At 44.8% G+C, this 12594-nt stretch carries 12 protein-coding genes; 5 read left to right on the forward strand and 7 right to left on the reverse strand.

Annotation, left to right across the window (positions count from 1 at the left end; genetic code table 11):
- Nucleotides 1–66 precede the first annotated feature (66 nt).
- The 3 genes from AB1K83_RS13375 to AB1K83_RS13385 all read left to right on the forward strand — a co-directional run bounded on the left by AB1K83_RS13375 (nucleotide 67) and on the right by AB1K83_RS13385 (nucleotide 2253).
- A complete protein-coding gene (locus AB1K83_RS13375) occupies nucleotides 67–1611 on the forward strand; it encodes a BCCT family transporter (RefSeq protein ID WP_413058705.1) in 1545 nt (514 codons plus the stop codon).
- A 4-nt stretch (nucleotides 1612–1615) separates the two neighbouring features.
- Nucleotides 1616–1762 (forward strand): YfhE family protein, encoded by a 147-nt coding sequence (locus AB1K83_RS13380; RefSeq protein WP_413058706.1) that lies wholly within the window; start codon nucleotides 1616–1618, stop codon nucleotides 1760–1762.
- A 260-nt stretch (nucleotides 1763–2022) separates the two neighbouring features.
- Entirely contained in the window at nucleotides 2023–2253 is a 231-nt protein-coding gene (locus AB1K83_RS13385; RefSeq protein WP_413058707.1) for a hypothetical protein, read from the forward strand.
- A gap of 83 nt (nucleotides 2254–2336) precedes the next feature.
- On the opposite strand, the gene AB1K83_RS13390 is transcribed toward AB1K83_RS13385, so the two are convergent.
- The 5 genes from AB1K83_RS13390 to AB1K83_RS13410 form a co-directional block, all read right to left on the reverse strand.
- Nucleotides 2337–3113 (reverse strand): DUF6998 domain-containing protein, encoded by a 777-nt coding sequence (locus tag AB1K83_RS13390; protein ID WP_413058708.1) that lies wholly within the window; start codon nucleotides 3111–3113, stop codon nucleotides 2337–2339.
- Nucleotides 3114–3243: 130 nt separating this feature from the next.
- Entirely contained in the window at nucleotides 3244–4170 is a 927-nt protein-coding gene (gene pheA / locus AB1K83_RS13395; RefSeq protein WP_413058709.1) for a prephenate dehydratase, read from the reverse strand.
- The gene (locus AB1K83_RS13400) at nucleotides 4163–5176 is read right to left on the reverse strand and encodes a TAXI family TRAP transporter solute-binding subunit (protein WP_413058710.1); all 1014 of its coding nucleotides are present in this window, start codon (nucleotides 5174–5176) and stop codon (nucleotides 4163–4165) included. Before AB1K83_RS13400 ends, pheA begins: the two co-directional genes overlap by 8 nt.
- A 21-nt stretch (nucleotides 5177–5197) precedes the next feature.
- Nucleotides 5198–7135 (reverse strand): TRAP transporter permease, encoded by a 1938-nt coding sequence (locus AB1K83_RS13405; RefSeq protein ID WP_413058711.1) that lies wholly within the window; start codon nucleotides 7133–7135, stop codon nucleotides 5198–5200.
- A gap of 360 nt (nucleotides 7136–7495) precedes the next feature.
- A complete protein-coding gene (locus AB1K83_RS13410) occupies nucleotides 7496–7621 on the reverse strand; it encodes a hypothetical protein (RefSeq protein ID WP_413058712.1) in 126 nt (41 codons plus the stop codon).
- 239 nt (nucleotides 7622–7860) lie between these two features.
- On the opposite strand from AB1K83_RS13410, the gene AB1K83_RS13415 reads away from it, so the two are divergent.
- The gene (locus AB1K83_RS13415; RefSeq protein ID WP_413058713.1) at nucleotides 7861–8694 is read left to right on the forward strand and encodes an S-layer homology domain-containing protein; all 834 of its coding nucleotides are present in this window, start codon (nucleotides 7861–7863) and stop codon (nucleotides 8692–8694) included.
- Nucleotides 8687–9499 (forward strand): MOSC domain-containing protein, encoded by an 813-nt coding sequence (locus AB1K83_RS13420; protein ID WP_413058714.1) that lies wholly within the window; start codon nucleotides 8687–8689, stop codon nucleotides 9497–9499. Before AB1K83_RS13415 ends, AB1K83_RS13420 begins: the two co-directional genes overlap by 8 nt.
- Before the next feature lie 146 nt (nucleotides 9500–9645).
- Here the strand turns inward: AB1K83_RS13420 and AB1K83_RS13425 are convergent, their stop codons facing one another.
- Entirely contained in the window at nucleotides 9646–11043 is a 1398-nt protein-coding gene (locus AB1K83_RS13425; protein ID WP_413058715.1) for a hypothetical protein, read from the reverse strand.
- Nucleotides 11044–11406: 363 nt separating this feature from the next.
- A complete protein-coding gene (locus AB1K83_RS13430; RefSeq protein WP_413058716.1) occupies nucleotides 11407–12591 on the reverse strand; it encodes a CAP domain-containing protein in 1185 nt (394 codons plus the stop codon).
- Nucleotides 12592–12594 lie beyond the last annotated feature (3 nt).

Consider the following 12594-nt stretch of genomic DNA (forward strand, 5'->3'; position numbering starts at 1 on the left):
TCGATTGGCCTCCTGCCCTTTTGGACAAGGGGAAACATGTAAATAAAAGACAAGGAGGGGGGAGCTATGAAAAAAATATCAAATGTGTTCTATATAACAATCGTTCTGATTATCCTGGCAGTTGGCTACGGTGTAATCTCGCCAACTCAGTTCGAATCCGTCACCGATACGGTCAAAGGAACGGTGTCCTCCGTTTTCGGATGGTATTATATGTTACTTATCACATTTTTGCTCGCCATAAGCATCTTTCTGATTTTTAGTCCATATGGCAGGATCCGCCTTGGAAAAGATACGGATCGCCCACAATTTAAAACAGTCACTTGGATCGCGATGCTGTTTTCCGCCGGGATGGGCATCGGCTTAGTATTCTATGGAGCAGCTGAGCCACTATCCCATTATGCCATCAGTCCCGCAACTGAAGTGCCGAATACCGATGCGGCCTACAAAGAAGCTTTTCGGCAAACGTTCTTTCATTATGGCATCCATGTTTGGGCTTTATATGGGATAGTCGCTCTCGCACTGGCCTACTTCCAATTTCGAAAAGAGGAGCCCGGCTTGATATCCGCCACATTGAAACCAATTTTCGGGGATAAAATGAACGGACCTTGGGGTACAGTAATTGATGTTCTCGCCGTATTTGCAACAGCATTCGGCGTGGCCACTTCGCTCGGCTTTGGTGCCGTGCAAATCAACGCGGGACTTCATTACTTATTCGGGTTTGAACTCGGAATCCGTACTCAATTCATTATCGTTTCAATTGTAACTGTGTTGTTTATTTATTCAGCATGGTCGGGGTTAAGTCGGGGAATCCGTTACTTGTCTAATACGAACCTCGTGCTAGCCCTTGCCCTCTTGGGGTTCGTTTTGATTTTGGGACCTACCTTACTCATCTTTGATATGTTCACCGATTCAATTGGCGGCTATCTTGCCAATTTAGTCAATATGAGTTTTAGAACGTCTCCATTAAATGAATCCCACCGGGAATGGCTTGAGAGCTGGACCATTTTTTACTGGGCCTGGTGGATATCTTGGGCGCCTTTCGTCAGCATGTTCATTGCGCGGATTTCAAAAGGGCGGACGATCCGGGAATTCATGGTTGGCGTGTTGGTAGCACCTGCTTTACTAAGCTTCATTTGGTTTTCAGCTTTTGGGACGACAGCCATTGAGATCCAGCGCGCTGGCGTAACCAATTTGGCAGCAAGCGACACCTCGCTAATTGTGTTTCAGATGTTCCACTCTCTTCCTTGGTCGGCCATTACATCCGGCTTCGCCATTTTGCTGATCGCCTCGTTTTTCATTACATCCGCCGATTCGGCAACGTTTGTCTTAGGAATGCAATCCACATACGGGTCGTTGACGCCCTCCAATCCTGTTAAATTTGTTTGGGGCATCATCCAATCCAGCATTGCTTTGATCCTGCTATCGGTTGGCGGACTTTCCGCCTTGCAAAACACGATCATCATTGCGGCATTGCCATTTTCATTCATCATCTTGATGATGGTAGTCTCCCTGTTTAAATCCTTGAAAAAGGAAGAGCAAACTCCAAGAGGGACACAGACGTTTAATCCGCCTAGTTTGAGGAATGCTAAAAAGCAAGGCGGAAAGGAGTGATACAATGGCTGAAAAGAAAGAACCGCATAAGCAGTTGACTAAGAAAAACAACGGATCATCATCGACACAAGAAGTCCTTTATGCGAGCGAATTTAAAAAGGCAGACAAGGCAGCGTATCAGGATACAAACAATCGAAATCATCAAAAATGAATAGAAGCGATGAAAAGCTATAGGAAATGTTTGTTGATTCCTATAGCTTTTTGACGTTTTTTATCCTTTCCCCTATTCGACATTTCCCGGGAAATAACTGCAAGGTTTTATAAAATACTGCATTGGCAGTTCAAAACAAGCCTTAGATGTTATGTAACTTCTTCTATTTATAACCTAATTACTATTTGAAGATGTCATGTTTAAATTGTAGGATAAAGATAATTCTTACCTTAATACGTCTCATCACTAGGGGGATGAAAGTGGAGCGGAACGTCATGAAAGAATTCAAAATCACTTATTTCTTCGATCAAGAACATTACATCCGCAGGTTTATTCATGTAGATTCCTTCGAGCAAGCAAAAGCACTTGTCCAAATTGAGCGTGATCAGTATATTTCATTCATCGACAGCCGAGGCATTTACCATGAACTTCACACAGGACAAGCGCGCGTTGTCCAGATATCGGAATATTTTAGGAAGAAGAAATGCTAGGTTGGGGCTTCTAGGGAAAAGAGACTGCACAAGGCACGCAGTCTCTTTTCATTATCTTTTGAATTTGGGTATAAACGGAAACCTCACAACTTCATAGCGTTAGCACTGAACTTCTTAACCCGCTCCATATCCACTTCATAAGTATGCCCATAAATCCGAGCGATCTGCTCGATCGGCTCTTTAGGGCCATGGTAAACAATATGGAAATCATCATCATGGTACTGGACTATAAAGATTTCGTCGAATTCGGCAAATGTGTTACGGTTGAAGACGATAAATCCTGTTTTTTGGGCAGTCGTTTTGACACTGATCCGTTTCCCTTCACTGACCACATCAAAGCCATGCTGATTCGGATGGCGCGCCAAATACCCGCCTGTCATCATGGCACAAAGCAACTCTCCGATCCGACCGATCAAATGACGTAGCTCGGTCGGCCGGCATTGCAACACTTGCATCTCATATCGGAGGATCCGATTGTACTCCTCATACAACCGGTTAATTTGGTCGGCACTAATGCGATCGATCCCTTGGCTTTGCTCTGCCGTGTACATCAGCTTCACGCCAGCGCGCCACTCTCCAACGACATTCTCCTGTGCAGCACCTTTTGGTCGGTGAAAAATCAGCCCCGTATAAGCTGCCCGCTCCCCCAGATATTTGTACGTACTCTTCGTCACATATTCAAATAGATGCTGATTGAATGAAATCCCTTTATTCCAACGGTTATAACAATAATCGGACAGGATGATACTGCCGGGATTCGTGCCATAACGATTTTCCAGCTGAAACTTAAGCTTCTTTGTCGTGACGATTTCACCTTCCCTACCCAGCAATATCTCTCTCAATTGATCATAAATTTTCATAATGCACACCACTCCACTCGATTGTAATATGACTGGCACCATATAAAAGAGACTACAAAACCGCTTGTAGTCTCTCTTTATCATTTATTATACCGTCATGTGTCGCTTCTAAATTGTATGAATGACACCTTTACAACTCACCAACCCCACGGTACGCAAGATTCGCTTCCAATGTCGGATAAGTCCCCAATTGGCGAAGACCGCACCCCAAGTTGCGAATGTCCTGGCATAGCAGTTGGTAAGCCTCCCGTTTCCCCGTCGTATCCAAATCAATAAAGAACACATAATGCCCGAGTTCCGTTTTCATCGGAGCCGATTCAATCTTCGTCGGCTTGATATCGTACTTGTCGATCACACCCAACACCTGATAAAGTGTCATCAATTCATTCTCCGGAAACGAAACGATCATCGATGATTTCTGGAATTCAGCCACCAAATCCAACTTCTCATAACCTAGTGCAATGAAACGTGTCGTATTCATCCCGTTGTTTTCAATATTGCTTTGAATCGCCTTTAACTGATAGATCTCCTTGGCGATGAAATTGGAAATGGAGAGCCATGCCTTGTCCGGATTATTCGCGACGAGCCAAGCTGCTTCCGCCGAACTATTCATCGGCCGCTGCTCAATATCCGGATGGTGTGTCCGTAAATATTGATCACATTGTTTCAAGGCTTGCGGATGGGCATAGACAATTTCAAAATCCCTCTGCCCCACTTGTGCCGGATGTGCCAATAATTCATGGTGGACAGGCAGCCGGACTTCTGCTTGGATCGGCACTTCCACCTCGTGGATCAACCAATCCAACGTCATGCTGACCGATCCGCCAATGGAATTTTCGATCGGCACGACGGTCACATCTGTCTTGCGTTGATGTGCCGCCAACAAACATTCTTCAATAGAAGGAAATGAGTGCAGATTGGTCATTTCCTCATCAGGAAATAAAGCATGGACGGCTAGCCCCGTAAATGTGCCAGCGGGGCCGAGATAGCCGATCCGTCTTTCTTTTTTCATCACTTCGCCCCGTTCACCTTTCTCTATCAAAAGAACCTTAGTCAAGGAGGCCAGCTTCCTTATAGTATCGCTCCGCACCCGAGTGAAGCGGGATGTCCGCCAATTCGGTCACCGCGTTCTCAATATCCATTTGTTTCACGATCGCATGAGCCGACTCCAAGGAATCGATGTTTTCCCAGAATGCTTTGACGAGTTCATAAATGACATCATCATCAACAGAAGCATCCGCCATCAACATCATTTTGATTGCCAATGTGTCTACATCTTCGTCTTGATTATCATACGTGCCCGCTGGAATCGTCACTTCGGAGTACCACGGGTATTCTTCCATCAACGCTTTACGGATTTCCGGCTCAATACCGATCAATTTCCCATCCGCAGTCGAAGTCATCTCCGTCACCGCTGCAGTCGGCAATCCTGCTTGAATCAAAGCCCCATCAATCTGCTTATTGCGCATCAAATCGATCGCTTCTGTGAAGCCGACGAAGTTCTCTTTAATATCGCCAGGGTAGTCCAATCCGTACGCAGGAAGGATGATGCTCGACTCGACTTCCGGTGTACTTCCAACAGAACCAGGGGCAAAACGCTTCCCTTTCAAATCGCCAACCGATTCAATCCCTGCATCTTTACGGACGACAAACTGGTTCGGGTTGTAATAAAGACCCGCAATAATCCGAACGTCCTCATACTGACGATCTTTAAAGCTCCGTTCACCATTGTACGCTTCCCAAATAATGCCGGCTGTCGCAAACGAAATATGAGCCTCGCCATCTTTCAATAAATTCAAGTTGTCGACACCACCGTTGGAAGCTTGGGCGTTAACTTTGACCCCTTCCACCTTCTGATCCCACAAGTTTGCCATTGCTGCACCTAAGGGATAGATCGTTCCAGTAGTGGACGCCGTCGGGAAATTCAAGATGGTAGGCTTCTTACTTGAAGAACCACCTTTCTCCGCCCCTGCTTCTTCCGCATCATTTCCACAAGCACTGACAAGCGCAGCCAATACGGTCAACACACCAATCATCAACAAACTTTTCCATAATTTTTTCATATACTTTTCAACACTCCTTTTTTAGTCAACCTCTGTTGCGACACTGATAGCCGGTTTCTCGAGCTTCTGCCAGATAAATAAAATGACGAGCAAGCTGATGCCGATCATATCAGTCACAAGCCCAGGCACCATCATTAGAATCCCGATCGTCAACAGCATCCCTCTCTGTATCCAGTTCGCCCTCTTTAGGAACCACCCTTGCAAACCAGCCGCCAACGTAATCGTACCGACGGCAGCGGTAATAGTCGGAATCAAACTATGAATGAATGGTTCTTCTCCGAGCAATAAGGCCGGTTCGTACAGGAAGAAAAATGGCAGGATAAACCCGGTGATCCCCAATTTCATCGCAGTCATCGACACCTGGTGCTGATTCGTATCCGCAATTCCCGCTGCCACATACGATGCCAGGGCAACAGGCGGTGTAATATTGGATAAACAAGCGTAAATCAATACAAACATATGGGCAGACAACGGCGGAACGCCAAGATTTTCAAGCACCGGTGCTCCGACAGTCGCCACGATGACATACGCAGCAACGCCCGGTACGCCCATTCCAAGGACGATACTCATCAACATGACCAACAGACTCGCAATAAGCAAGCTTTCATTCGTATACGTCATGATTGTGTAACCGAACGTTAAACCGAGACCAGTCAGTGAAACCGTCCCGATAATGATTCCGATGGTCGCACAAGCAACCGCGACTCCAAGAGCCCCTTTTGCCCCTTCTTCCAGAGCTTGCAGGATTTTTTTCGGTCCCATAAACGTTTCTTTCCGGAACCAGCTGGCAACGACACATGCCAGGATTGAAAACACGGCCGCATATACCGGTGTATAGCCCGTAAATAAAAGAACAAGCAAGACAATAAGTGGAATCGAAAGATGACCCTGCTTCTTGAAAACTTCGGCCGCTTTCGGAATATTGTCGCGCGACAACCCTTTCAACCCAAGCCGCCGCGCCTCAAAATGAACAACCATAATGAGCGTTAAATAATAAAGGAACGCCGGAATGATAGCGGCGACCAGAACGGTTGTATACGGAACGCCCAAATATTCTGCCATAACAAACCCGACTGCGCCCATAATCGGCGGTGCAAACTGTCCACCTGTCGAAGCAACGGCTTCCACCGCGGCAGCAAAGCGCGCCTTATAGCCGTTCTTCTTCATTAAAGGAATCGTGATGGTCCCCGTTGTAGCAACGTTGGCTAACGCACTCCCGTTGATCATCCCCATCAAGCTGCTGGCGAGGACGGCCACTTTGGCAGGTCCTCCGGGAGAACCACCCGCGATCGTCAGCGACAAGTCATTGATGAACTGGCTGAAACCGCTGATTTTCAGAAAGGCTCCAAATAAGATGAATAAAAACACGAACGTCGCCGACACGCCGAGCGCAATCCCGAAAATCCCTTCACTACCGAAGAACATATAATCGATCACACGCTTGAAGCTAAAACCGCTATGCCCGAACATCCCGGGAACCCAAGCGCCAAGAAACGTATACAGCAAGAAAATCAGGGCCAAAATGGCCAGATTTCCCACAACCCGGCGAGACGCCTCAAACACGAGTAAAATGCCGAGCGCCCCAAAAACATAATCGGCTGTCACCAAATAGCCGCCACGCAGTACGATCGTTTTATAATTTAGTAATAAATAACCGAGCGCCGCAATGCTTAACGCAATAAAAAGAAAATCGAGCACGGTCGGGGCCGTCCTTCCAGCTTTCTCCTTCTTCCGTGCCGGGTACAGCAAAAACACCATGACCAAGACAAAGAGCAGATGCCACCCGCGAAGCGTAATCGCATCCAACACGCCGGTCCCAGCGGCATACAATTGGAAAATTGACCAAATGACTGCAATCGCAGACACCACCACTGCCGTCTTCCCGACATACTTCCGGAACCGCATCTCACTATCCACTTTCTCTACGAGCTCCTCACCCGTCTCAGCAGTTTGTCCCATTTTCCCACCCTCTCTCATGTTGGTTTGTCCCTATCTAGTAGGCAGGGAGAAGTGTGTTAGTTATGTAATAATATCTACTAAGTAAAACATTCAGACAATACACTTCTATTAGAATGTTAACAACCAAATAGAATAGAGTCAACGCAACCAGGAAAAGATAGGGAATTTTATACACTGTTTCTATAATTTCTAGAAGAGGGAGGAGGAAAGACTTATTCTCGCGAAGAGCCTCAATTATAAAAGCAAAGATTGGATAGGTGGAAGATCTTGATCAATGCTGTAATGGTGCCAGGCACCTTTACAATTCCTTTACATTTGGAGACATATAAAAACACCAGCCATCCGCCCGGCCGGTGTTGATTAGCTTGCATTATTCTTCTGTAAATCCTTAAAGATGGCCCGGGCTTGCTTTTCCGCGCTTTTCGGGTCCTTGTCGAAAACCGTGATCAATTTGTTATCAAAGATGAAATTCCATTGTTTTGCCATGTTCTCTCACCTGCCTTCCTCTAGCATGCTACGGTATATCTATTCCCTAGGTGGGGGCTTGGTAAACATGAATGTAAGGGAGACAAAATTATCAAATACAAGCTCATTTTTTAATGTTCTATGCAGCCTAGATATAGAGAATAAACTTTACGGGATAAAGGTTAGTCTATTCTTTTTTAGGGGAACTGAAGTATATATAGTAGACTAGACTTGAAACTAGACTCAGGAGGAAAGCCATCATGAAAAAACATAAACACTTCTTGGCATTTACAACGTCAGCCGCTTTGCTTGTTCCGATTGTTGCGCCAGTTACTACTGTTGCTGAGGGGTTTCCCGATATCGAAGGAAGTTCACATGAAGAAGCGATTAATGCTCTTGTGAAGGAAGGTGTGATTAACGGGTATCCGGACGGGACGTTCAAGCCCAATAAGACTCTATCCAGATCCGACGTAGTAAAAATGATGGGGAAATGGCTTGTTACCCTAGGATTCCAAGTGCCTGCCGATTATAAGTCGAAGCCACGTTTCAATGATTTGACTCCTTCTTCAAATGAAGAACTGCTAAAGTACGCGGCTTTAGTGAAAGATAATGGGGTTTTCATCGGGACACCAGACGCAAATCTGCATGCTGAGGGTGAAATCACTCGAGAGAATATGGCCATGGTCATCGTGCGCGCTTACGATGCTATCCACGGCACAAATCTCATTAACCATGTAGCACAAAGCTCATTCAATAAAGATGTAAAGGATCGTGGACAAGCAAAGGCTGAAGCCCGTCCCTATATCGATGTATTAGATTTCTACGATATTACTAATCCGGCATCTCCCGCTTTTCATCCTAAAAACACTACGACACGCGGTCAATTCGCTTCATTTTTATATAAAACTTCAAATATTGTAGATGAAGCTAAATCTGAGCCTAGACAAGAGTCTGAACCTAGACAAGAGCCTGAACCTAGACAAGATGAACCCGCTCAAGAAACGATGCCAATTCCTGGTCAGACACCTACGTCTGAACCTTCTCCAGTTCCTCCGGTGATTGAAGAAGACTTTGAGATTACTTCTATTGAATAATAGCCTTAGGATTGAATGGAGATATCCCGTCAAGTCGATAATGGGCGAGGTAGTAAATGTTTGCGAGATTACCGAGATGGGATTGCGCGGGGACCGGGCATATGGCGTGGTAGACATGGAGACCGGGAGGCTGGCGAATGCGAAGAATCCAAAAAAGTGGCCCGGCATGTTCCAGTATCGTGCGACGTTTGTGGAACCTGTAGAAGGAGGGTCCCGTCCTCTCCCACCTGTCCGAATTACATTGCCTAACGGGGAAACCGTCGTCAGCAATGAATCTCATCTAAATGAACGCCTGACAAATAGCTTCAATCGGTCCGTTCGATTGGCTAGCCCTTCTTCTTTTGGTATCGAATTCGAAGTGTATATCCCGGAAGGTATCGAGGAACTGGAAAATCCGGGTACCGTCTTTTCAAGACCATCGCCAGAAGAAACGTTCTTCGATATCTCCACGGTCCATCTCATCACGACATCCACCATTGATACTTTGCGCAGTCTAGCCCCCGACAGCCGGATCGAGCCGCGAAGATTCCGCCCGAATCTCATTCTAGAAGTTCCGAATGCAGAGGGGTTCATCGAGCAGCAATGGGTCGGTAAAACGCTAATAATCGGTGATCAAGTCCAACTAAAAATTACTCAGCCGACTAAGCGCTGTGTCATGACGACGCTGGCACAAGGTGATCTGCCGAATGATCCAGAAGTGTTACGGACTTTAGTGAAGAAAAATGAGGGTAGTTTCGGGGTGTATGCAGAGGTATTGCGTCCAGGGACAGTCCAGGTCAATGACGTGGTTTCCATCCATGAATAGCTTGCTTTCATTAATTGGTCGTAAAATAAATCAAAATTGAACTCACTTATACAGCAGATACCGCTGATTACAATAAGAAACAACCTCAGAACCGCATTTTTCCGGTTCGGAGGTTGTTTATAATTAATATGTTTTACACAACGTTTTTATCTCTCTTTATTCCACATCTCGATGCCTATTACAAGACTGTCAGCTTGCGGGCCTTGAACATAAACGTCTGTAGCTGCATTATGATAACTCAAAACTCTAATTCCTTCTTCAGGTTGTTCACCATAGGACTCTTCATCAGGTTTTCCCCATGCTTCGATAACATCAGAACCCATAATACTTTCAGATTCCGGTATTTCACGATAGATGGTGTAGATGCCGTCAAAATCATCCGCGAATGGGAAGGCGACCGAATAAGCATACTGGCCATACCGCAAATAATTGGCGCCTTTCCATCCGAATTCTTCATCCGGTGAGCCAAGCTTTTCGTAGACCTCGTCGCGTTTTGATTTGAAATTAATCGTTGCTCCCGGCATATTCCCGGCAACTAACGAATGGTAAAAATCTTTCGTCAGAAAAGATTCCGCGAAATCGGAGCGTTCCGGAGTTCCAATTGTATAATGGATCATCTCATCAAATGGATAATTGCCGATTTCAATGCTTTTGCCCATATCTTCTTTCCGTACACGGAACAGGCCAGCCTCTTGATCAAGCCAATCGACATCTGCTCTAATTTGAAAATTCGTGAGTTGAAACGGGCTTTTCCGCTTGATTAAAACGGTATCGCCAGGCTTTACTGGAAGATGGCCACCGTTCGCAATGGAACCATACAGTTCTTCATTCTCGTTCATATCAATCGAGACCACAATATCGGCAGATACGGATTGCTCTTTTATTTGTTTTTCAGAGATTGCCTTTCCGTTCGTAAAGGTGAATGTTTCTTTAACTTGCTTGTCTTCCATAGTAATTAAATTTCCAGCCAAGGTGATATCCGGACTTTGTACCACATCTGAAGTAAGGAATTCAATTGCAAAATGGTCATCTTTCTTATAGACAACTGCCACTGTTGTCATACCAAATTCAGCTTTGGATGGACTCTTCCGAAACACCACACCGCTTTGCCCCTCATCTACTTCAATGAGTCCAAGTTCTTCCTCTATATGAAAAAGGGATTCTTCGACTACGACTTGGAACACCCATTGTTGTTTCTCTTCGTTGAAACTGGCAACAGCAATTGTGACTTCCTCCATCTCCAGTTCAGTATTGCCATCATGATGGCAATATCCAACTAAAGTTTGCCGAGCGTCGGTAGAAGTCGCATAAAACTGAGTGAATTCTGTTGTTAGTTCGCCGCATCTTTCCGCAAGAAATCCTTGAAAATCAGACTCGGCCAATAATTCTTCTATAGAAACTTCCTCAGTTGCCATTTGATCAGCCAGATCTGCCGGGGGCGATTCCAAACTTTGTGCACCAAGTCCCGACTTATGTTGCGCACAGCCTGTTATGAAATAAACAGCTCCCAAAACGAGAAGGAGCAGGGTTGTCCATTTTTTCATCTTACATTTCCTTTCAAGTTGACTGTAACCTTTTATACTTAAAATAATTTCCTTAAGCTTCTTCTTTTTCTCCTAAAATAAGCGGGAAATATCAGAATTATGCTTTTCTCTTAAATTCCTTAATCGTTAACCTTCCCGCTGTAGGATAACATATGTCTTTAAAGTATAATTCACTCCTTATTTACACGTTATTCCATTCATCTACCTAGTCATTTTAGCATCTCTATGAATATTTATCTATATGAGAATAGCAAATTTTAAAGGCCTTAAGAACCCTCCTCTTACATATCCTCCCTATCTATAGATTCTAAAAATCCCCTAACCGATTTCTCAGTTAGAGGACTTTTTCCACCACATCCAGTGTTACTGAAAATATCCCGCAGGATCAGCTTCCATACCGAACCATACATGGGCATAGTTTTCATGAATGGCAACACCCATCACAGTTAAATCAGACCAAGCACCATCACCAATGATGACGTTGTTATGTCCCGGAGATCCCTTCCATGCGCCGAGAGCGTTAGTTGGGCTTAACTTCCAACTGCCATACATAGAGATTTCATAACCGTTACCTTGGTAATCGGTCAATTCTCTAGGCTTACTCCACATTAGCTGACTATATTGATGATCACTGGTATAGCAAACAGGGTTCCAGTTTCCGTTCGCAGACCAACTATGCAAATTGCATTTCACATTTCTATGATCGGTACCATTTTCCGGTGAATATTGGTTAGAGTCGTTTACATGGCTTCTAGCGACTGTCGTTAATGATTTGGAAACAGGAAGAGCTTGCAAACCGAGTGAAGTTCGATATTCATTGATCAAACGTGCCAGTTCCTGCTCTTGCTCCGTAAGGGAAGGAGCATCCACTAGATATGGTTCTTTAGGCTTCTGTTTTGGTTGGGTTGGTTTGATTGAAATGTCGGGTTTTCCAGAAGCCGCACCGCCTTCCTTAGCTATTTGAACATCTAGTTGAGATATTTTAGATGTAGTTTGCCGTAATGCCTCTTTCTTTGCAGCAAGTTCTTTGCGGCTTTTGGCAAGATCATCACGGTTACGATTCAACTGGTTCTTACAATCTGTGTATCGTTTATTAACCTTTGTCCTTTCATTTACAAGCTTGGCTACCTTCGTTTGGACATCGCTGTACGTAGTTTGCAGCGCTTTTAATTCTTTGTTGAATTTTGATTTTTGCGCTTTCGTCCCTCTTGCCAGCGCTTGATTGTTTTTTCTATAATTTTTGATTTGCTGATTCAATGATGATATTTTTTTCCGTTGAACGGTTAATTCTGATTGAATCACATCTAATTCAGCACGGATTTTTGATGCGTTTTGCAAAATTAGTTTGTTTTCACGTACCAATGAATCTACTTTGGATTGAGCACTTTTAACTTGGAGTGTCATCTTGCTTTGTTCCGTTACTAGAAGTTGCTTTTCTTTTTGGTACTTATCTAAAAGACTCGTTGCCTCGACATCGGTTGGCATCGCGATAGTCCATATGAATAAGCTGAATACTAATAAAATGCTGTTGACAACATGTTTATGCAATAC

This window comes from Sporosarcina sp. 179-K 3D1 HS (assembly GCF_047228905.1).
Classification (GTDB): domain Bacteria; phylum Bacillota; class Bacilli; order Bacillales_A; family Planococcaceae; genus Sporosarcina.